Source organism: Microbacterium sp. TW_SC_2 (genome assembly GCF_055361165.1).
Window position 1 is genome coordinate 2,219,323 of sequence record NZ_CM143952.1, and the last position, 20,684, is coordinate 2,240,006.

22 protein-coding genes are annotated in these 20,684 nt (G+C 68.5%); 10 read left to right on the top strand and 12 right to left on the bottom strand.

What is annotated here, in order from left to right:
* Window positions 1-4: 4 nt before the first annotated feature.
* From ACWA14_RS10540 to ACWA14_RS10560, 5 genes are all read right to left on the bottom strand, one after another.
* Window positions 5-1,285, bottom strand: coding sequence for an ABC transporter permease (locus tag ACWA14_RS10540; RefSeq protein WP_463793164.1), 1,281 nt, complete (start codon window positions 1,283-1,285; stop codon window positions 5-7).
* A complete protein-coding gene (locus ACWA14_RS10545; protein WP_463793167.1) occupies window positions 1,282-2,553 on the bottom strand; it encodes an ABC transporter permease in 1,272 nt (423 codons plus the stop codon). The genes ACWA14_RS10540 and ACWA14_RS10545 overlap by 4 nt, the downstream gene beginning before the upstream one ends.
* Window positions 2,550-4,058: an ABC transporter ATP-binding protein gene (locus ACWA14_RS10550; RefSeq protein WP_463793171.1), complete on the bottom strand. Its 1,509-nt coding sequence runs from the start codon at window positions 4,056-4,058 to the stop codon at window positions 2,550-2,552. Before ACWA14_RS10550 ends, ACWA14_RS10545 begins: the two co-directional genes overlap by 4 nt.
* Window positions 4,059-4,154: 96 nt before the next feature.
* Window positions 4,155-5,252, bottom strand: coding sequence for a BMP family lipoprotein (locus ACWA14_RS10555; protein ID WP_463793173.1), 1,098 nt, complete (start codon window positions 5,250-5,252; stop codon window positions 4,155-4,157).
* Window positions 5,253-5,399: 147 nt separating this feature from the next.
* Window positions 5,400-6,515 (bottom strand): mannose-1-phosphate guanylyltransferase, encoded by a 1,116-nt coding sequence (locus ACWA14_RS10560; RefSeq protein WP_463793175.1) that lies wholly within the window; start codon window positions 6,513-6,515, stop codon window positions 5,400-5,402.
* Between the two features lie 69 nt (window positions 6,516-6,584).
* Here ACWA14_RS10560 and ACWA14_RS10565 point away from each other — a divergent pair, with 69 nt between their 5' ends.
* The 7 genes from ACWA14_RS10565 (at window position 6,585) to ACWA14_RS10595 (ending at window position 13,507) form a co-directional block, all read left to right on the top strand.
* On the top strand, window positions 6,585-7,841 hold the full coding sequence (locus ACWA14_RS10565) for a CAP domain-containing protein (RefSeq protein WP_463793177.1): 1,257 nt from the start codon (window positions 6,585-6,587) through the stop codon (window positions 7,839-7,841).
* Between the two features lie 143 nt (window positions 7,842-7,984).
* Window positions 7,985-8,422, top strand: a complete 438-nt coding sequence (sdhC, locus tag ACWA14_RS10570) for a succinate dehydrogenase, cytochrome b556 subunit (RefSeq protein ID WP_463793179.1) — start codon at window positions 7,985-7,987, stop codon at window positions 8,420-8,422.
* The gene (locus ACWA14_RS10575) at window positions 8,422-8,868 is read left to right on the top strand and encodes a succinate dehydrogenase hydrophobic membrane anchor subunit (RefSeq protein ID WP_463793182.1); all 447 of its coding nucleotides are present in this window, start codon (window positions 8,422-8,424) and stop codon (window positions 8,866-8,868) included. Before sdhC ends, ACWA14_RS10575 begins: the two co-directional genes overlap by 1 nt.
* Before the next feature lie 19 nt (window positions 8,869-8,887).
* A complete protein-coding gene (gene sdhA / locus ACWA14_RS10580; RefSeq protein WP_463793183.1) occupies window positions 8,888-10,714 on the top strand; it encodes a succinate dehydrogenase flavoprotein subunit in 1,827 nt (608 codons plus the stop codon).
* 2 nt (window positions 10,715-10,716) lie between these two features.
* Window positions 10,717-11,484, top strand: a complete 768-nt coding sequence (locus tag ACWA14_RS10585; protein WP_463793185.1) for a succinate dehydrogenase iron-sulfur subunit — start codon at window positions 10,717-10,719, stop codon at window positions 11,482-11,484.
* 37 nt (window positions 11,485-11,521) lie between these two features.
* Window positions 11,522-12,658, top strand: a complete 1,137-nt coding sequence (locus ACWA14_RS10590) for a YihY/virulence factor BrkB family protein (protein ID WP_463793187.1) — start codon at window positions 11,522-11,524, stop codon at window positions 12,656-12,658.
* Window positions 12,659-12,667: 9 nt separating this feature from the next.
* Window positions 12,668-13,507, top strand: coding sequence for an exodeoxyribonuclease III (locus ACWA14_RS10595; protein ID WP_463793189.1), 840 nt, complete (start codon window positions 12,668-12,670; stop codon window positions 13,505-13,507).
* On the opposite strand, the gene ACWA14_RS10600 is transcribed toward ACWA14_RS10595, so the two are convergent.
* The 3 genes from ACWA14_RS10600 to ACWA14_RS10610 are packed head-to-tail and all read right to left on the bottom strand — an operon-like array spanning window position 13,495 to window position 15,481.
* Complete coding sequence (locus ACWA14_RS10600) at window positions 13,495-14,145, bottom strand: DUF4166 domain-containing protein (RefSeq protein ID WP_463793192.1); 651 nt, start codon at window positions 14,143-14,145, stop codon at window positions 13,495-13,497. The genes ACWA14_RS10595 and ACWA14_RS10600 overlap by 13 nt on opposite strands.
* On the bottom strand, window positions 14,142-14,828 hold the full coding sequence (locus tag ACWA14_RS10605; protein WP_463793194.1) for a DUF4166 domain-containing protein: 687 nt from the start codon (window positions 14,826-14,828) through the stop codon (window positions 14,142-14,144). Before ACWA14_RS10605 ends, ACWA14_RS10600 begins: the two co-directional genes overlap by 4 nt.
* Window positions 14,825-15,481, bottom strand: a complete 657-nt coding sequence (locus ACWA14_RS10610) for an SRPBCC family protein (protein ID WP_463793197.1) — start codon at window positions 15,479-15,481, stop codon at window positions 14,825-14,827. Before ACWA14_RS10610 ends, ACWA14_RS10605 begins: the two co-directional genes overlap by 4 nt.
* 84 nt (window positions 15,482-15,565) lie before the next feature.
* On the opposite strand from ACWA14_RS10610, the gene trpS reads away from it, so the two are divergent.
* Together trpS and ACWA14_RS10620 are read left to right on the top strand one after the other, a co-directional pair.
* Window positions 15,566-16,570, top strand: a complete 1,005-nt coding sequence (gene trpS, locus ACWA14_RS10615) for a tryptophan--tRNA ligase (protein ID WP_463793200.1) — start codon at window positions 15,566-15,568, stop codon at window positions 16,568-16,570.
* Between the two features lie 22 nt (window positions 16,571-16,592).
* Window positions 16,593-17,210, top strand: a complete 618-nt coding sequence (locus ACWA14_RS10620; RefSeq protein WP_463793203.1) for a hypothetical protein — start codon at window positions 16,593-16,595, stop codon at window positions 17,208-17,210.
* 46 nt (window positions 17,211-17,256) lie between these two features.
* Here the strand turns inward: ACWA14_RS10620 and pth are convergent, their stop codons facing one another.
* A complete protein-coding gene (gene pth, locus ACWA14_RS10625; RefSeq protein ID WP_463793205.1) occupies window positions 17,257-17,838 on the bottom strand; it encodes an aminoacyl-tRNA hydrolase in 582 nt (193 codons plus the stop codon).
* Window positions 17,839-17,937: 99 nt separating this feature from the next.
* A complete protein-coding gene (locus tag ACWA14_RS10630) occupies window positions 17,938-18,561 on the bottom strand; it encodes a 50S ribosomal protein L25/general stress protein Ctc (RefSeq protein ID WP_463793208.1) in 624 nt (207 codons plus the stop codon).
* 225 nt (window positions 18,562-18,786) lie between these two features.
* Here ACWA14_RS10630 and ACWA14_RS10635 point away from each other — a divergent pair, with 225 nt between their 5' ends.
* Window positions 18,787-18,912, top strand: coding sequence for a hypothetical protein (locus ACWA14_RS10635; protein ID WP_463793210.1), 126 nt, complete (start codon window positions 18,787-18,789; stop codon window positions 18,910-18,912).
* 37 nt (window positions 18,913-18,949) lie between these two features.
* On the opposite strand, the gene ACWA14_RS10640 is transcribed toward ACWA14_RS10635, so the two are convergent.
* Together ACWA14_RS10640 and ACWA14_RS10645 are read right to left on the bottom strand one after the other, a co-directional pair.
* Window positions 18,950-19,456: a gluconokinase gene (locus tag ACWA14_RS10640; protein ID WP_463793212.1), complete on the bottom strand. Its 507-nt coding sequence runs from the start codon at window positions 19,454-19,456 to the stop codon at window positions 18,950-18,952.
* A 14-nt stretch (window positions 19,457-19,470) separates the two neighbouring features.
* The gene (locus ACWA14_RS10645) at window positions 19,471-20,529 is read right to left on the bottom strand and encodes a D-2-hydroxyacid dehydrogenase (RefSeq protein ID WP_463793214.1); all 1,059 of its coding nucleotides are present in this window, start codon (window positions 20,527-20,529) and stop codon (window positions 19,471-19,473) included.
* Between the last annotated feature and the right edge of the window lie 155 nt (window positions 20,530-20,684).

A 20,684-nucleotide genomic window follows, 5' to 3' on the forward strand; every position in this document is an offset into this window, starting at 1 on the left:
AGGCCTAGGACTTGATGTACGGCTCGCCGTCGGCGGCCGGCGCCCGCGAGCGGCCGACGAGCCCGGCGACGGCGAAGATCGTCACCACGTACGGCAGCATCAGCATGAACTGGCTGGGAACGGGCGATCCGATGACGCTGAGCACGCCCTGCAGGTTCGTCGCGAACCCGAACAGCAGCGCGGCGAGCGTCGCCTTGATGGGGTCCCACTTGCCGAAGATCACAGCGGCGAGAGCGATGAAGCCGGCGCCGGCCGTCATCTCCTGGTTGAACCGGGGCACCGCGACGAGAGTGTAGAACGCCCCACCGAGGCCGGCCACGGCTCCGGCGAGCAGGATCGCGCGGTAGCGCGTCGCGAGCACCTTGATGCCGACCGTGTCCGCGGCCTGCGGGTGCTCGCCGACGGCGCGCAGACGCAGGCCCCAGCGGGTGCGGTACAGACCGAACCAGACCAAGGCGACGACGAAGTACATCAGGTAGACGATGAACGACTGCCGGAACAGGATCGGCCCGATCACGGGGATCTCGCTCAGCACCGGGATCGGGATCGCGGCGAACGTCTCCGGGCTGTTGAGCGTCTCCGTGTTGGGTGCCAGCACCTGCCGGAAGAGGAAGGTCGTGAGACCGATCACCAGCACGTTCAACACCACGCCGACGATCACCTGATCGACGAAATACGTGATCGTGAAGACACCGAGCACCAGGGCGACGAGCATGCCCGCACCCATCGCGGCGACGAGTCCGGCCCACGGGGTCCCTGCGGCGGATGCGGCGATCGCCGCGGAGAAGGCACCGGCGAGGAGCTGTGCCTCGATCGCGATGTTCACGACACCGGCGCGTTCACCGATCACACCGCCCAGGGCGCCGAAGATCAGCGGGGTGGCCAGCGCGAGAGCGCCGCCGAGCAGCCCGACCATCGGCAGGGTGGCACCGGCGGCCGCCCAGGCGAGGAAGCCGATCAGCAGCGCGGCGACGTAGACCACCACGAGCCACAGCGGAACGCGGCGGCGCGATCCGGTCAGGTAGATCGAGAACGCGGTGACCGCGGCCAGCAGCACGACGGCCGTCCATGCCGTCGCCGCGGAGGGGAGCAGGATGTCCGGCACCGTGAAGAACGCCTCGCCCGAGGCCAGCCGGAAGGTGGTCACTCCCTCCCGGGAGACCAGCAGCGGCAGCAGCGCGAAAAGGACCGTGAAGATGCCGAAGATGATCGGCGCCTTCCAGGAGACCACGGCGACCGTGCGCGGAGCCTCGATCTGCGGGGTCGTGGTGGATGCGGCGCTCATGCCGACACCTCCTGCTTCTTCGACGCCGTCGTCGCTCGGTTCTTCTTCCGCGCCGGACGCCCCGGCTGCGGGAGGCCGAACATCGCGCGCACCAGCGGCGGCGCGGCGATGAACAGCACGATCAGCGACTGCACGACCAGCACGATCTCGATCGGGATCCCCTGCGAGGACTGCATCGTGAAGCCGCCGGTCTTGAAGGCCCCGAAGAGCAGACCGGCGCCGAGGATTCCGATGGGCGAGGACCGCCCGAGGAGTGCCACGGTGATCGCGTCGAAACCGATACCGGCGTCGATCGCACCGCCGAAGCCGCTCGTCTCGCTGCCGAGCACCTGGCTCACACCCGCGATGCCGACCAGGGCACCCGCGATCAGCATGACCGTGAGGTACATGCGGCCCACGTCGATGCCCGCGACGCGCGCGGCGGCTGGGTTCTCCCCCACCGCCCGGAAACGGAAGCCGAGCGATGAGCGCTCCAGCAGCCACCAGGCGAAAGCCACCGCGGCGAGGGCGAGGAGGAAGCCGAAGTGCAGCTTGTAGGTGTCTCCCAGGATGAGCGGGAGCACGGCGGAGTCCGGCATCGGAGCCGTTTTCGGGTTGTTGGAGCCGGGCGCCTGCAGAATCCCCTGCGTCGCCAGCATCCACGCGAGCAGATACACGGCGATGTTGTTGAGCATGATGGTGGTGATCACCTCGTGCGCGCCGGTGCGTGCCTTCAGGAGACCGGCGATGCCGGCCCAGAGCGCCGCGGCGAGCATGCCGGCGACGAGCGAAGCCAGCAGGTGCAGCGGGAACGGCAGATCGAACTTCGTCGCGACATAGCCTGCCGCCGCGGCCGCCATGAGCATCTGCCCCTGACCGCCGATGTTGAACAGCCCGGCGCGGAAGGCGAGCCCCACGCCCAGGCCGGCGGCGATCAGCGGTGTCGCGAACCGGAGCGTCTCGGTCAGCGGACGGATGCCGGTGGCGAAGTCATCGGCGTTGAAGTTGTAGATCGCACCGCGGAACAACGCGGCGTAAGCGCCGGAGACCGCGCTCCAGACGGCACCGAGCATGTCTCCCGGTCGAGCGAAGAAATACCCCGCCGCGGCCTGCACGTCTTCGTTGGTGGCAGCGATCATGATCGAGCCGACGACGACGGCGATCAGGACCGCGAGCACGGAGATGATCCCGTTGCCCGTCACGATCTGCTGGAAGGCCACTCGCCAGCGCGAGGGGGCGACCGGCGTCTGCGGGTCTGCGAGCGGGCCTGTCGGCTCTGCGGCGCTCATGCGCTCTCTCCGTTCATGCCGGCCATCATGAGGCCGAGCTGGTCGCGCGGGGTGTCCCCGGGCACGATGCCGACGACGCGCCCGCGGTACATCACGAGGATCCGGTCGGCGAGGGCGGCGACTTCGTCGAGCTCCGTGGAGATCACGATCACCGGGACGCCGGCGTCACGCGTGTCGACGATGCGCTTGTGGATGAACTCGATCGATCCGACGTCGACACCACGGGTCGGCTGGGCGGCGACGAAGAGCGACAGGTCGCGGCTCAGCTCGCGGGCGAGCACGACCTTCTGCTGGTTCCCGCCGGACAGACGGCCAGCCGCCTGGGTGGGCCCCTGGGTGCGGATGTCGAACTCGGAGATCTTCGCGCGGGCGAACTCGTCGAGCGCCGCCCGACGCACGGTGCCGGCACTGACGAACTCGCCGCCGTGCGAGCGGTCGAGCATCAGGTTCTCCGCGATCGAGAACTCCTTCACCAACCCGTCCACGCTGCGGTCCTCGGGGACGAACCCCACGCCGGCGTCGAGGATCTGCCGCACACTGCGTCCGACGAGCTCTTCGCCGTCGAGGCGGATGCTGCCGCGCACCTGGTCCTGCAGACCGATGATCGCCTCGGTGAGCTCGGTCTGGCCGTTGCCCTGGACCCCGGCGATCGCGAGCACCTCTCCGCCGCGCACCTCGAACGATGCATCATCGACGAGGACGATCCCGGATCGATCCGTGACCGTGAGGCCCTGGACCACGAGCCCGTTCTCGCGGATGTTCGGGAGTCCCTTGTGCACCGTGAGCTCCACGGCGCGTCCGACCATGAGTGAGGCGAGCTCCTCGTTCGAGGCGGTCGGAGACGCCTCTCCGACCACTTTCCCGAGACGGATGACGGTGATCCGGTCGGCGACTTCGCGCACCTCGCGCAGCTTGTGCGTGATGAAGACGATCGAGGTGCCCTGGGACTTGAGCTGACGCATCGTCGCCATCAACTCGTCGGTCTCCTGCGGCGTGAGGACCGCGGTGGGCTCGTCGAACACGAGGACCTTCGCATCGCGGGAAAGCGCCTTGATGATCTCGACCCGCTGCTGGAGGCCGACGGGAAGGTCTTCCACGAGCGCATCCGGATCGACGTCGAATCCGAACCGCGCAGAGATCTCGCGAACCTTCGCCCGCGCGGCCGTGAGGTCGAGCCGACCGCCGAACCGTGTCTGCTCATGGCCGAGCATCACGTTCTCGGCGACGGTGAACACCGGGATCAGCATGAAGTGCTGGTGCACCATTCCGATTCCGGCGGCCATGGCATCGCCGGGGCCGGCGAACTGCTGGACGGCGTCGTCCAGCAGGATCTCTCCCTCATCGGCCTGGTAGAGCCCGTAGAGAACGTTCATCAGCGTCGATTTGCCGGCGCCGTTCTCTCCGAGAAGACAGTGGATCTCACCCTCCTCGACGGTGAGATCGATGTGATCGTTCGCGGTAAGAGTGCCGAATCTCTTGGTGATGCCGCGGAGTTCAAGCTTCATGTTGTCGATCCTATTCAGCAGAACCATCGGTCGGGAGCGACTCCCGACAGGACAGAACGGGGAGGCCGACGGATCGGCCTCCCCGTTCTCAGGATGTCACTCGCTCAGGTACGAGGTGACGGTCACCGTGCCGTCGATGATGTCCTGACGCAGCTGCGTGACCTCGTCCTGCAGGGTCGCGTCGACCTTGTCCGCGAAGTCGTGCAGGTCCGCGATGCCCACTCCGTCGTTCTCCAGGGTGCCGACGTAGGCCTCCGGGTCGAACTCGTCGTTGCCGCTCGAGAGGACCGCCTCGTACGTGGAGAGGTCCATGGCCTTCAGCACCGAGGTCAGCACGACATCGGCCGTGCTCGGGTCGGTCACGTAGAGGTCCGCGTCCGCGCCGATGAGGGCGATGTCCTCACCCGACTCCTTGATGGCCTGCTGAGCCGACTGGTAGATCGGGCCGCCGACGGGGAAGATCACGTCGACGCCCTGGTCCAGGATGTTGACCGCGACCTGCTTGGCGTCCTGGTTGGCCTCGAAGCCACCGGTGAAGGAGCCGGTCGTGCCGTCCCAGCCGACGACCGCGACGTCGGCGCCCTTGACCTCGTTGTAGTGGTCGACGCCCTGCTTGAAGCCGTCCATGAAGATCGTCACGGTCGGGAACTCGCGTCCGCCGAACGTGCCGACCTTGCCCGTCTCGGAGTAGCCCGCGGCGAGGTAGCCGGCGAGGAAAGCGGCCTGAGCGGTGTCGTAGAGCAGCGGCTTGACGTTGTCGGCGTCCTTGGTGCCGTCGAAGTCGTTGTCGGCCGCGTCGTCGACGAGGATGAAGTCGATGTCGGGGTTGGCCGTGGCGGCCTCGACCGTGGCGGCGGAGAGCGCGAAGCCGACCGAGACGATCGCGTTGCAGTTCTCGTCGACGAGGTTGGTGATGTTGGGGCCGTATTCGGTCTCGGCGTTGGACTGGACGTCCTTGAGCTCGACACCGAGTTCTTCGGCAGCCTTGGTGGCGCCCTCGAACGAGAGCTGGTTGAACGACTTGTCGTCGAAGCCGCCCTCATCGGAGACGATGCAGGGCAGGAAATCAGGAGCTGCGGCGTCGCCGCCGCCGTTTCCCGATTCAGCCGGTGCCTGGCCACAGCCGGCGAGTGCGAAGACGACGCCAGCAGCGATGGTCGCGCCCAGCAGCTTCTTGGTGGTGGAGATGGTCAACTGATGCCTCCCTCAACGAAACCGCGGCCCTCGCGGATCGATCAAAGTTACCTACTGTTTCCGCGATCGCGCACTCCGCTGGCCCCGATGCCAGTGAATGGTTATGAACCTGGAATCAACGCGCCGATGAGCAGGCGGACGCGCTCATCAGAGCACGTCGCTGCGACCGGTGAGCTTGAGCGACTCGACGACGCCCTTCACCCGCTGCGCGTGCTCGACGGTCGTCACGAGAAGCGCATCCGGGGTGTCGACCACCACGATGTCCTTCACCCCCACCAGGCTGATCACCCGCGAGGTCTGGCTGACCAGGATGCCGCTCGCTCCGTCCGTGAGCACTCGTGCGTTGGGGCCGAGCACGGCGAGGTCGTTCTTGCGGCCGTGCGTGATCAGTTTGGTGAGCGAGGCGAAGTCGCCGACGTCGTCCCAGTCGAAGTGGCCGGGCACCACGGCCAGCCGACCGCTGCGGGCGGCGGGCTCCGCGACCGCGTAGTCGATCGAGATCTTCTTCAGGCGCGGCCAGATCCGGTCGACGGCCGGCCCTCGCCGCTCGCGGTCGTCCCAGGCCTCGGCCAGTTCCATCAGCCCCGCGTGCAGCTCGGGCTCGTTCGCCTCGAGCTCCTCCAGGAGCACGCTCGCCCGGGCGATGAACATCCCGGCGTTCCAGAAGTAGCCGCGGTCGGCGAGGTAGGCCTTCGCGGTCTCGAGATCCGGCTTCTCCACGAAGCTCTCCACGAGCGCGGCCTCGCGCGCTCCCTCCACGACCAGCTCAGGCCCCTTCTTGATGTATCCGAAGCCGACGGCGGGCTCGGTCGGGGAGATCCCGATCGTGCAGATGTACCCCTCGCGCGCCACCTCGACGGCATCGCGCACCGCGAACTCGAAGACGCGGGTCCCCCGGATCACGTGATCGGCGGCGAAGGAACCGATGATCACGTCCGGGTCGCGTCGGAGCAGGATCGCGGCCGCGAGTCCGATCGCGGCGGCGGATTCGCGCGGCTCCGACTCGAGGAAGACGTTCAGGTCCGCGATGCCCGGCAGCTCCGCCTCCACGGCGGCGCGGTGCGCACGACCGGTGACCACGGCGATCCGGCCGGGGCCGGCGAGCGGCTCGAGACGGTCCCAGGTGTCGCGCAGCAGCGAATGACCGGACCCCGTCAGATCGTGCAGGAACTTCGGGGCGTCGGCACGCGACAGCGGCCACAGCCTGCTCCCGATGCCACCCGCCGGGATCACGGCGTAGAAGTTCTCGATCGGTTCGGTCATGCAGACAGCGTATCCGGGTGCGACGGCCGTGCTCGGAGCACCGCTGTTCCGCACCGCTATGGTCGATCCATGCCGACCTCCCGCAGCCGTCTGTCCTCCGTCATCCGGCGAGCCGTCGTCGCCGCACTCGCCGTGACGATGGCCACGGCGGCCCTCGCTCCGTCGGCCGCGTCCGCCGCCGGCGGTGCCGCGGGTGAGGTGTTCGCCCTGACGAACGCGGAACGCACCCGATCCGGTCTGCCCGCCCTGGTCTCCGACGCGGGGCTCGACGCCGCCGCCGCGGAGTGGGCCCGTCACCTGGCGGCCTCGTGCACCTTCGTGCACAGTTCGTCCGGCTGGCGGAGCACGCGCGTCGGCGCCTTCGGATGGGTCGCCACGGGAGAGAACATCGCGGCGGGACAACCGGATGCCGCCAGCGTCGTCGCCGGTTGGATGAAGTCCTCCGGTCATCGTGCCAACATCCTGGACAAGCGGTACACCGGACTCGGTGTCGGCTTCGCCACCGGATCCTGCCACCGCACGTACTGGGTGCAGATCTTCGGTATCGGCTCCCCGGTGAAGACCCTCCCCGGGGGAGCGGGAGATCTCACCTCTGATCGGGCCTCCGACGTCATCGCCAGGACCTCGACCGGTGACCTGAAGATCTACCCCGGGAATGCGACGGGCGGATTCAAGGCTCCCGTCACGGCGGTCAGCGGGTGGGGCTCGCGTCCCTTCGTCACCCTCGGCGACTTCACCGGCGACGCGATCGCCGACATCGCCCGCACCGAGTCCGACGGACGACTGATGCTCTACGCGGGGGACGGCCGGGGCGGCTTCCGTCCGCCGACCCCGATCGGCACCGGGTGGTCGAAGTTCTCGCAGCTGATCGGCGGCATCGACGTCAACGGCGATCGTCTGCCGGACGTGCTCGGACGCACGCCCGCCGGGGACCTGATCCTCTACCCCGGCAACGGCAAGGGCGGATGGCGTGCGGGTGGGAGCAAGGTCGGCAACGGCTGGGCGTCGGTGAACACGGTGTCCTCCGTCGGCGACTTCACCGGGGACTCTCGGGGCGACCTCATCGCCGACCGCCCCGACGGCAGCCTGTGGCTGTACCCGACCACCGGCAGAGGCGGCTGGGGAACCCCCACGCGCATCGGCAGCGGGTGGAACTCCCTGACGGCCGTCGCCGGCGCGGGAGACTTCGACGGGAACGGGACGCAGGATGTGATCGCCCGCTCGCGGACGGGGAGTCTGATCCTCTACCCGGGAACCGGACGGGGCGGATTCCTCCCGAGTCGCACCATCGGCTCGGGCTGGAACGGAATGAGCCAGATCGGCTGACACTTAGGCTCCCCTTCGTCGCCCCTCCTGTTCTGACGGGAATAGGATGGATGTCGATCGGGCATGCCTGACACTTCGGCGGGATCACTCCTGGACGAACGCAGCGCACGCGACCGACGCTCATCGATCCAGGGAGGACGACCGTGTCCACAAGCGCTCGCTTGACACCGTCGATTTCGGAAACCACGTCCAAGACACCGCGCGGCACCCTCTACCGGGGCCGCGAAGGAATGTGGTCGTGGGTGCTTCACCGCATCACCGGAGTCGCCATCTTCTTCTTCCTGTTGGTGCATGTGCTCGACACAGCGCTGATCCGCGTCTCGCCGGAGGCGTACAACGCGGTCATCGGCACGTACAAGAACCCCGTCATGGCGCTGGGCGAGGTCGTGCTCGTCGCGGCCATCGTGTTCCACGCCATGAACGGCCTGCGCATCATCACGGTCGACCTGTGGTCGAAGGGCGCGAAGTACCAGCGCCAGCTGTTCTGGGGCGTCATCGGGGTCTGGGCCATCATCATGGCCGGCTTCGTCCCGCGTCACCTGATCCTCGCGTTCGCCGGATTCTCGGGAGGTGGGCACTGATGAGCACCCAGACCGCCATCGCTCCGGTTCGCCGGCAGCGTCGATTCAACCTCGAGAAGTGGGGCTGGATCTTCATGCGCGCCTCGGGCGTCGTGCTCGTCGTGCTGATCTTCGGCCACCTCTTCATCAACCTGATGGTCGGCGAGGGCATCCACGCCCTCGACTTCGCCTTCATCGCCGGCAAGTTCGCCACGCCGTTCTGGCAGTGGTGGGACGTCCTGATGCTGTGGCTCGCTCTGATCCACGGCGCCAACGGCATGCGCACCATCGTCAACGACTACGTCACGACCGAGAAGGCCCGCAAGGCTCTGGTCTGGGCGCTCGGCCTCTCGGCCGGCCTCCTGATCCTGCTGGGCACCCTCGTCGTGTTCACGTTCGACCCCTGCTTGGGCGTCACGGAGGACAGCGTCCTCTGGGCCGAGTGCGCCGCGCTGGTCGGTAACTGAGAAGAAGGCTAAAGAAGAAGTGACTACCGAGACGCAGGATTCCGTCGTTCGCGACGGTGTGCACTACCACCAGTTCGACATCGTGATCGTCGGCGCGGGAGGGGCCGGGATGCGGGCGGCCATCGAGGCCGGCAGCGGCGCGAAGACCGCCGTGATCTCCAAGCTCTACCCGACGCGCTCCCACACCGGAGCAGCGCAGGGCGGCATGGCCGCGGCGCTCGCGAACGTCGAGGAGGACTCCTGGGAGTGGCACACCTTCGACACCGTCAAGGGCGGCGACTACCTCGTCGATCAGGACGCGGCGGAGATCCTCGCCAAGGAGGCCATCGACGCGGTCATCGACCTCGAGAACATGGGCCTGCCGTTCAACCGCACGCCCGAGGGCAAGATCGATCAGCGCCGCTTCGGCGGTCACACCGCCGAGCACGGCAAGACGCCGGTCCGGCGGGCCTGCTACGCGGCCGACCGCACCGGGCACATGATCCTCCAGACGCTGTTCCAGAACTGCGTCAAGCTCGGCATCAACTTCTTCAACGAGTTCTACGTGCTCGACCTGCTGACGGTGAAGGACGCCGACGGCAAGACCCAGGTCTCCGGCGTCGTGGCCTACGACCTGGCGACGGGCGAGCTGCACGTCTTCCAGGCGAAGGCCGTCATCTTCGCGACGGGCGGCTTCGGCAAGATCTTCAAGACCACCTCGAACGCGCACACCCTCACCGGCGACGGCGTCGGCATCGTGTGGCGCAAGGGTCTCCCCCTCGAGGACCTCGAGTTCTTCCAGTTCCACCCCACCGGTCTCGCCGGGCTCGGCATCCTCCTCACCGAGGGAGCCCGCGGTGAGGGCGCCATCCTGCGCAACGCCTCCGGTGAGCGCTTCATGGAGCGCTACGCCCCCACCATCAAGGACCTCGCGCCGCGCGACATCGTCGCTCGATGCATGGTGCAGGAGGTCGCGGAGGGCCGCGGCGCCGGTCCGCACAAGGACTACGTGCTGCTCGACTGCACGCACCTGGGCGCCGAGGTCCTCGAGACCAAGCTCCCGGACATCACCGAGTTCGCCCGCACCTACCTGGGTGTCGACCCGGTCGTCGAGCCCGTGCCCGTGATGCCGACCGCGCACTACGCGATGGGCGGCATCCCCACCAACAACGACGCCGAGGTGCTGGCCGACAACACCACCGTCGTTCCCGGCCTGTACGCCGCGGGCGAATGCGCCTGCGTCTCGGTGCACGGCGCCAACCGTCTCGGCACCAACTCGCTGCTCGACATCAACGTGTTCGGCAAGCGCGCGGGTCGCAAGGCCGTCGAGTACGTCAAGACCGCGGACTTCGTGCCGCTGCCCGAGAACCCGGCGGGCTTCGTCTCGGACATGCTCGAGGGTCTGCGCAACAATCAGGGCACCGAGCGCATCGCCGTGCTGCGCAAGACGCTGCAGGACGAGATGGACAAGGGCGCGCAGGTCTTCCGCACGCACGAATCCCTCGAGCACGTGCTCGGCGTCATCAAGGAGCTCCGCGACCGGTACATGAACGTGCACGTCGACGACAAGGGCAAGCGGTTCAACACCGACCTGCTCGAGGCCGTCGAGCTGGGCTTCCTCCTCGACATCGCCGAGGTCGTCGTCTACGCCGCGCAGAACCGCGAGGAGAGCCGCGGCGGCCACATGCGCGACGACTTCCCGAAGCGTGACGACGAGAACTACATGCAGCACACGATGGCCTATCTGACGGGTGACGCGCACTCCTCCGATCCGGGCGATCACATCAAGCTCGACTGGAAGCCCGTCGTGTTCACCAAGAACGATCAGGGTGAGTTCAACTACCCGCCGATGGAGAGGAAGTACTGAGCGTGTCCACCGCCATCGCAGAATCCCCCGCTGACACGACGGAAGAGACCGGCATCCAGTCCTTCATCGTCACGTTCAACATCCGTCGCTTCGACCCCGAGGTCGACGCGGAGCCGCACTGGGTCGACTACGACGTGGAGCTCTACTCCACCGACCGCGTCCTCGACGCGCTGCACAAGATCAAGTGGGAGGTCGACGGCTCGCTGACCTTCCGCCGCTCCTGCGCGCACGGCATCTGCGGATCCGACGCCATGCGCATCAACGGTCGCAACCGGCTGGCGTGCAAGACGCTGATCAAGGACCTCGACATCTCGAAGCCGATCTACGTCGAGGCGATCAAGGGCCTGCCGCTCGAGAAGGACCTCGTCGTCGACATGGAGCCCTTCTTCGCGTCGTACCGCGAGGTGCAGCCGTTCCTGATCGCCAGCTCCGTGCCGGAGAAGGGCAAGGAGCGCGTCCAGAGCATCGCCGATCGCGAGATCTTCGACGACACCACGAAGTGCATCCTGTGCGCCGCGTGCACCTCGTCGTGCCCCGTGTTCTGGACCGACGGACAGTACTTCGGCCCGGCGGCCATCGTCAACGCGCACCGGTTCATCTTCGACTCGCGCGACGACAACGCCGCCGTGCGCCTCGACATCCTCAACGACAAGGAAGGCGTCTGGCGCTGCCGCACGACCTTCAACTGCTCCGAGGCCTGCCCCCGCGGCATCGAGGTCACCAAGGCCATCGCCGAGGTCAAGCAGGCGATCTTGCGCGGTCGCCCCTGACCCTGACGTCCCCGCCCTGCCTAGATAGGGTGGGGACGTGTCAGATCGTCCCCTTCTCCGCGCCCGTCTCGAGGAACCCCTCGGTCGTGTCGTCGAGCTGAAGGACCGGACACTCGCCGCCTTCCCGGTGCGGGTGTGGCGCAACTTCTCGTTCAGCAACGGCTTCCTGCTGTCCGCGGGTATGAGCTACTACGTGCTCTTCGCACTGTTCGCCCTGCTCTATGTGGCGTTCGCAGGAGCAGGCCTCTGGCTGGGCGGCAGCCAGACCGCCATCGACGCGCTGGTGCGCCTGATGAACACCTACCTCCCGGGGATCATCAGCGACGACGGGGTGTTCACGGTCGACGACGTCACCCAGATCGCCCAGGACGCGACCGGCGTGCTCGGGGTGACCGGTGCGATCGCCGTGGGCGTCGCACTCTGGACCGCCGTCGGGGCGGTCACCTTCACGCGCCGAGCAGTCCGTGATCTCTTCGGCCTCCCGTTCGACGCGCGGAGCTACTGGCTGCTGAAGGCGCGGGACTTCTTCGCCGCGATCGTCTTCGGCGGTGCGATGCTGGTCGGCGCGGTGCTCAGCTGGGCGGGTGTGTCAGCGCTCGAGCAGGTGTTCCATCTCTTCGGGTGGAGCACCGGCTCCTGGATCTTCTTCCTCGGGGTGCGCATCGTGTCGGTCGCGGTGGCGTTCACGCTCGATGCCACGGCGCTGGCGATGCTCGTGCGCTTCCTGACCGGTACTCAGCTGCGCTGGCGCTACATCTGGCCGGGCGCGCTGCTCGGCGGAGGCGCGATGGTGGTGCTCCAACTCGGCGCCGGCCTGCTCCTCACCCGTGTTCCCGGCAATCCCCTGCTGGCCTCGTTCACGGTGATCGTCGGACTGCTGTTGTGGTGCCGCTGGCTCGCGATCGTCGTCCTGATGGCGGGATCGTGGATCGCGGTGGCTGCGGCAAACAATGACCAACCTCTCGAGCACGTGGACGCGGCGACGGCGCATCAGGCCGAGGTGGAGGCGCTGCTGATCGCCGCGCGGGTGCACCTGCGTCACGCCGAGGAAGCGTTGGCCGCGGCGCCCTGGTATCGGCGGCCGTCGGCACGGCGCGCGGTCGCCGCGGCGGAGACCGCGCTCGCGGATGCCGAGGCCGAGGCGGCATCCGAGAATGTCCGAGCCGGGACCTAGGCTGGAATCATGCCTCACCTGCGTATCGCCTCGGTCAATGTCAACGGGATCCGGGCGGCGGCTCGGAACGGGATGAGCGGCTGGCTCGACTCCGCCGACGTCGACATCCTCACCCTGCAGGAGGTGCGCGGGCAGGATGAGCACCTCGCGGCCGCGCTGCCCGGCTGGAGCATCGTCCACGATGAGGCGACCGCGAAAGGACGTGCCGGCGTGGCGATCGCCAGCCGGACCCCCGCGCTGTCGTCCCGCACCGCTTTCGGGCCCGACGACTTCGATTCGAAGGGCCGGTGGATCGAGGCCGATTTCCTCCTGGGCGACCGCCCGCTCACCGTCGTCAGCGCATACGTGCACTCCGGCGAGGCGGACACCCCCAAGCAGGACGAGAAGTGGAAGTTCCTCGACGCCTTCGGGCCGCGGCTGAGCGCGCTCGGAGCAGACGACGCGCTGGCCCTCGTCACGGGCGACCTGAACGTGGGCCACCGCGAGCTGGACATCAAGAACTGGCGGGGCAACCGGAAGAAGGCCGGCTTCCTCCCGCGGGAGCGGGCATACTTCGATCGCTTCCTCGGTGCGGCGGGTTCCGAGATCACCGGCGTCGACGGCTCCGTCGGCACCGGTCTGGGCTGGGTGGACATCGGTCGCCGCTTCCACGGCGAGGTCCCGGGGCCGTACACCTGGTGGTCCATGCGCGGGCAGGCCTTCGACAACGATTCCGGCTGGCGCATCGACTACCACCTGGCGTCTCCCGCTCTGGCTCCGCGTGCCGAGAGCTACCACGTGGCACGCGCCGTCGCATACGACCAGCGGTGGAGCGATCACGCCCCCGTGGTCGTCGACTACTCCGTCTGAGTCCGGACCGGCGTCACGCCTCGGGTGAGGTGGCGGTACCACCCGCGATACTCCAGCACCGTGCCGATCAGCGGGTTCGTGGCCCGCAGGCTGATCGTGCGACGTGCGTTCTCCTCATCCCAGCCGTCCTCCACCAGGACCGAGACCCCGAGGATCCCCCGCAGGGCGATCCGTCGACCCGCGAGACGCAGGGCGATCCGTCGGGTCTGCATCCGCAGGGATCCGTCGGGTGTCACGCTGCATTCCTCGATCAGCTCGACCCGCCCGCGGGCGCCCAGCAGATTGCGGACGAGTCCGGGAACCACGCTCTGCGTGAGCCGGTCCGAGATGTACTGGGTGGACCCGGGGAAACGGAACTCCCGGGTCGCCTCCAGGGTCGCCCGCCCCGTCGCCGTGCGACCGGAACGCGTGGTGATCGAGAACGGCACGTCGCGGGCGAACCGCGTGACGAGCATCCGCGGACCCACCACCGGCACCGCCAGCACGCCCCACCGGCCGAAGCGGCTGCCGGCGACCTCGAAGACGCCCTCCGCCCGGTCGGGGTCTGCGGACCCGCGCATCTGCGCGAGGATCTCCGGATGCAGACGCTCAACCTCCTCCCCCAGGGCGGCCAGGAAGACCTCACCTCGAGCGATCATTCGCGCACCTCCTCGCGCACCGGCTTCACGGTCTCGGGCGGCGGCTCGCCCTCCGGGTACTCGCACTCGAACGCGCCTCGATAGCCGAACAGGAAGCCCAGCACGTCGTTGTGCACCTCCAGGTCGATCAGGAACCGCTGCTGCTCGTCGTCGAACCGTTCGGTCAGCCGCGCCCGCCCGCTGAAGCGCATCGGGAAGCGGAAGGCGACGGGTCCCTCATAGAAGCGCTGGGCTCCGGAGCTCAGCTGCAGGGCACCGTCGTCGGTCACGGCCAGGTCCAGATCCACCGCGAGGTGCTGGTGGGTGCCGAGGTAGTCGATGATCCTCCCCCGCTTCTCGCTGTAGATCATCGTCGCGTCGAAGCGGCGGCGGCGTCCGGGGCGCACGGCCATGGTGCGCACGAACGTGACGGTCTCCCGACCGTGGCTGTCGACGTACGCGTGGTTGTCGATCTGGAAGGGGATGTCCCGACCGCGCTCCGGGAACATGATGTGGCGCAGCGTCCCGATCGCCAGGAAGGGGAGCGTCCACCAGGGGCCCCGGCGCACCTCCGTCATCACTCCGCGTCCGATGCAGCTGTAGCCCGCGGCCACCCCCACGCCGAACCGCCGCTGCAGCTGGGGGTGCAGGCGTGCGAAGTCGTCCCCGAGCGCACGGGAGAAGACGCCCTCGCTCACCGTCATCCGCTGATCACCGCGAGCGACTCCGGCGCGTCCTGCATCACGGTCCGCTCCTGGCGGACTGACGGGCGCGACAGACAGCGTCGCGCCGACGGACGCGAGCCGCGGCGGAGCGAGCGCCAACCGCTGCTCTGCTCGGGGGGAATGTCGTCCTCGGCCCACATGCGCAGCCGATCGAAGCTCCGCGCGGTGAGCCACCACACGAATCGGCGCGTCAGGAGCGGATCGACGATGCGTCCGAGCACGCCCCATCCGGGCTCGTAGTCGTAGCCGGTGAGGAATCGCACGCCGTCGTCCGTCGGGACGTACCGCCAGTATCCGCGCCCCGATCCGAGGGGAGACAGGCGGTCGTCCGTGTCGAACACGAGAGCCGAGGTGCGCTCGCCCCCGGCACCGCGCCGCTCACCCCGCGAGACCCCTGTCCCATGGATCGTGTGGACGCCCAGGTCGAGCTCGTAGCCGAACTCCTGTGCGCCGTCCGGTCGCACTCTGCGCGGTCGGATCGAGGTGAACCGCGCATCCCAGCGCACGTGGGACTCGGGATCCTGCGTGAGGCTCCAGACGGTCTCCAGCGGAGCGCGGATGAGGATCTCGACATACACCGCGCGATCCCGGCGAGGGAGAGCACGGCGTGCGCTGGGGGGCGGGGCCGTCATGCCGTCAGCCTAGTGGCCGTCGTCCGCGGCTGTCATGGCGCCGCCCGGGGAGAGCGGAGGCCCGGATCGCCCTAGGATTGTGCTGTGACCAAGCCTCGCCTCTATTCCGGAATGCAGCCCTCCGCCGACTCCCTCCAGATCGGCAACTACATCGGCGCTCTCCTGCAGTGGCGAGACCTCCAGACCTCCTACGACGCCTACTTCTCCGTGGTCGACCTGCACGCCCTGACCGTGGCACAGGACCCGGCCGAGCTGCGGGAGAAGACCCGGCGGACCGCCGCCCAGTACATCGCCGCGGGCATCGAGCCCTCGCTGTCGACGCTGTACGTGCAGTCCCACGTGCGCGCGCACGCCGAGCTCGCCTGGATCCTGAGCACCATCACCGGCTTCGGCGAGGCGAACCGGATGACGCAGTTCAAGGACAAGTCCGCGCGGTACGGACAGGACGCCACGAGCGTCGGCCTCTTCACGTACCCCGTGCTGATGGCCGCCGACATCCTGCTGTACCAGACCGACGTGGTGCCGGTGGGTGACGACCAGAAGCAGCACGTCGAGCTCACGCGCGACCTCGCCGAGCGCTTCAACTCGCGCTTCGGCGAGACCTTCACGGTGCCCGCCCCGGTCATCCAGAAGGAGACCGCGCGTATCTACGATCTGCAGAATCCGACGTCGAAGATGTCGAAGTCGGCCGAGAGCGACGCCGGTGTGCTGTGGATGCTGGACGATCCGGCCAAGTCCGCCAAGAAGATCATGCGGGCGGTGACCGACAACGAGGGGTCGGTCCGGTTCGACCGGGAGAACAAGCCCGGCGTCTCCAATCTGCTCACGATCTACGCGGCCCTCACCGGGCGCCAGGTCGCGGCGATCGCGGACGAGTACGCCGGTCGCGGGTACGGAGACTTCAAGAAGGGCCTCGCCGAGGTCGTCGTCGAGGAGTTCACGCCGGTGCGCGCTCGCGCGCTGGAGCTTCTGGACGACCCCGCCGAACTCGACCGCATCCTCGCCGAGAACGCCGGTCGTGCGGATGCCGTCGCCGACGCGACGCTGTCCACGGTGTACGACCGTGTCGGTCTGCTCCGGCGCGTCTGAGGCACGGCCCTAGGATGGGGTCGTGACAGATCCGCAGCCTTCAGCGCCGTCCGGCGCCGTACCGCCCGTCCCGCCTGCGCCGCAGGGAGCGGTGCCGCCGCCCGCGTATCCCGTGGCCCCCGCGGGGCCGACCGGCTACGGTGCTGCGCCCGTCGCCCCGGCGCCGTATCAGGCCCCGCCGGGCGCGTATCAGGTTCCGGTCGGAGGTTACAGCTCCCCCGCGAGCTTCCCCGGCGCACCCGAGGCCGCCCCGCGGCAATCCGGTGTGCTCGGTGTCGTCGCTCTGATCCTGTCCCTCGTGGCGGCGATCGTCACACCGATCGTCGTCGGGATCGCCGGCTATGAGATGGGGCGGCGCATCCCCGAGGCCATCACCCGGATGGACGGGTCGGACTCCCTGGCCTTCCTCTCGCCCGCGCGCGATCAGGTGCTGTGGGCGGAGCTCTCGTTCTGGGCAGGCACGCTCCTCGGCATCGCGGCTATCGTCCTCGGCATCGTGGCGATCGTGCGCCGACGCGGCCGCGGTCAGGGCATCGCCGCGCTGATCGTCGCGGTCCTCGCACCGCTGCTGTTCTTCGTCGTGTTCGTGAGCGCTCTCGCTGCCGGCGGCGCCGCCGGCACGGCCGGTCTGTACAGCTGACCGCAGGCTGCACAGCTCACCCGCACCGTCGTCACGGCGGAGGCACTCAGCGCGGCGCGTGGTGCTTCTGCTGCGCGGCGACCAGCCCCTCAGCGACGAGGAGCTCGACCGCATCGGCGGCATCGTCGACGAGGATGGGCAGGTTCGCCCGCTCGTCCTTGCCGAACGGGGACAGCACCCAGTCCGCGGGATCCTGGCGCCCCACCGGACGCCCGATCCCCACGCGGACGCGGGGGAACTCCGGAGTCGCGATCGCCCGGGCCACATCGCGCACGCCGTTGTGTCCCCCGTGGCCGCCGCCGATCTTCAGCTTGACGGTGTCGAAGGGGATGTCGAGCTCGTCATGCACCACGACGATGCGTTCGGCCGGCACGGAGTAGAAGCGAGCCAGCGCCGCCACGGGGGTTCCGGAGACGTTCATGAAGGACAGCGGCTTCGCCAGCACGAGCTTGTCCGCACCGGGGCGGAGCCAGGTCTCGACCACACGGGCACCGCCCTTGTGCTCGCGGAAGCTCTCGCCGCGGCGTGCGGCCAGCTCGTCCACGACCATCTGCCCGATGTTGTGCCGGGTCGCCTCGTACCGTGGGCCGGGGTTGCCGAGACCCACGACCAGCCAGGTGGACGTCATGTTCCTGATCCTCTCCCCGACCCGTCCGTGGACTTGGCCAGGATACGACAGAGGGGGCGCGATCCGATCGCGCCCCCTCCGCCCTGAAACTTTCGGAGATTACTCCGCGGCGTCTTCCTCGGCAGCCTCGGCCTCGGTCTCGCCCTCGGCGGGCTCCTCCGCGTCGGTGTCGGACTCGAGGTCCAGAACCGGCACGGCGACCGCGACGACCAGCACCTCGGGGTCGGTGAGGAGCGACGAGCCCTTGGGGAGCTTGACGTCGGCGGCGGTGATGTGCGCGCCCTCCTCGAGGCCCTCGACGGAGACCTCGATGTTCTGCGGGATGTGCGTGGCCTCGGCCTCGATCGACAGCGTGTTCGTGTCGAGGTTCGCGATCGTTCCGGGGAACGACTCACCGGTGAGGTACAGCGGAACGTCGATGATGACCTTCTCGCCCTTGCGCACGACGAGCAGGTCGATGTGCTCGATGATCTGGTGCACGGGGTCCTTCTGGACGTCCTTGACCAGGGCGAGCTGCGAGGTGCCCTCGATGTCGAGCTCCAGCAGCGCGTTGGCGCGACGGATGATGAGCGAGACCTGGTGGCCCGGCAGTGCGACGTGCACCGGCTCGGTACCGTGGCCGTAGATGACGGCGGGGATCTTGCCGGCGGCGCGCAGGCGACGGGCGAAGCCCTTGCCGAAGCTCTCGCGGAGCTCGGCGTGGACCTTGGTGTCTTCAGACATGAGGTTCTCCTTCGGGACACGCAGCGAAACTGCCGCGCGGTGGTCTGTGGATTGTTATCTCGAACGCAGACGCGTGAGGAAAGCCACCGGGCTTGCTTCGCCGCGTCGATCACGGATGTTCGCGCACGCGCTGAAGCATCCCTCGCCGAGGTACGCACTCCATGCTACCGGATGACCCGATAGGCTGGGAACACCGGCCATTCCCTGCAGATCACGGAGAATCACATGTTCGACGGCGCTTTCTTCTCGCACGTACTGCTCTGGGTGATCGGCGCCATGACGGTGTGCGCTGCGGGAGCCACGTTCGCCGCCCTGTTCTCGATGGGCCGCTCGGGCTACCGCAAGGACTGAACGCCCCTCCCTCAGCCGACGCGCTCAGCCGACACGCTCAGCGGACACTCTCCCCCGATGCGGGCGGTACCGCCTCCGCGATCCGCACGACGGCCTCATCGATGCTCGACGACTCGTCGACGCTCACTCCCGCTTCATCCGGGCCGAGCGGCTCCCAGGTCCGCAGTTGCGAGTCCACGAGCGACGTCGGCATGAAGTGGCCGCCCCGGTTCCGCACGCGTTCCTCCAGCACCGCGCGGCTGACCGCGAGTTCCGCGAAGAACGCCACGGGCGCCTCATCTCGGATGGCGTCGCGATAGGAGCGCTTCAGCGCGGAGCAGGCGATCACGATGTGCGCGCTCTCCTGGAGCGCCGCACCGACGAGCGCCAGCCACGGCATCCGATCGGGGTCGTCGAGCGGAATGCCCGCGGCCATCTTCTCGATGTTCGTCAACGGATGCAGGTCGTCGGCGTCCACGAAGCGCGCACCGAGGCGCTCCGCGAGTGCCGCACCGACCGTCGACTTCCCGGAACCGCTGGGCCCCATCACGACGATGCGTGCCATGGCGTCCTCCTCGCTCAGTAGAACTCGACGGTGTCGACCACGGCGCGCAGCGGGTCACCGTCGAGCAGCCGGGTGGCGTTCTCGGCGAATCGGCGCGCGATCCGCTCCGGCTCTCGCGAGCTCAATGCAGCCGTGTGCGGGCTGACCAGCACGCGCGGGTGGGCCCACAGCGGCGAGGACGCCTCGAGGGGTTCGTCCTCGAAGACGTCGAGACCGGCGAAGGAGATCCGCCCGTCGTCCAGGGCGGGGAGGAGTGCGGCCTCATCGATCACGGAGCCGCGCCCGACGTTGGTGAGGATCGTCCCCGGCGTCACCGCGGAGAGGACATCGGCTCCGATCAGATGCGTCGTCTGCTCGGTACCCGGCAGCGTGACCACGATCGCATCGACATCACGGACGGCCTCGATCAGCCGGTCGAGCGGGACGAGGCGATCGACTCCGGGCACCGGTTCGCCCGAGCGCGTGGTGCCCCACACGGTCGCACCGAGATCGTGGAAGCGGCGAGCGCACTCGGATCCGATGCCGCCCAGCCCGACGATGAGCACCGTCATCTCGTCGATCTGACGCATCTCCCAGCGCTCCGGCCACGTGCGCGTGCGCTGATCCTCGAGCAGTCGCGGGAGCCCCTTCGCTCCGGCCAGCACCGCGAACACGGCGAACTCCGCCAGCGTGCCACCGTGCACACCCGCGCTGGTGGTGAAGGCGACCCGATCGAGGTCGGCCCTGTCCAGGCCCGCCGCCTTGATCGTGCTGCCCCCGCCCGCGGCCGTGGTCATGACCCAGCGCAGTCGCGGGTTGGCCGCGACCGTGCGGGCGAGAGCGGCGGCATCCACATCCGGGATGCCGAACAGCACATCGGCCGAGTCGACCATCTCATCGAAGGCCGCCTGCTGCTCGGGCGTGCGGGTGAACGCCGGATCACCCGACCAGTCCGCCGGCCCGCGCATCGGAGGCACCAGGGCGTGATCGCGCACGACCTCGAGTCTCGGCTCCCGCTCTTCGATGAGGAGACAGAACTCCTCGGGCAGCGGAACCGCGACGACGGCTCTCAGGGTCTTGCCGGAATCTGTCACGCTGGTCCTCCTCGGAGCATCTCTTCTCTCCAGCGTAGAGGCGGGGTCCGGGGTCGGGGGAACGCCGCCACCGGTGTGACGGGAACTGTGACGCGGACTGCGACACGGGGACGCCGTGACCTCGTCACAGCGATACGCTGAAAGCCATCCCTTCA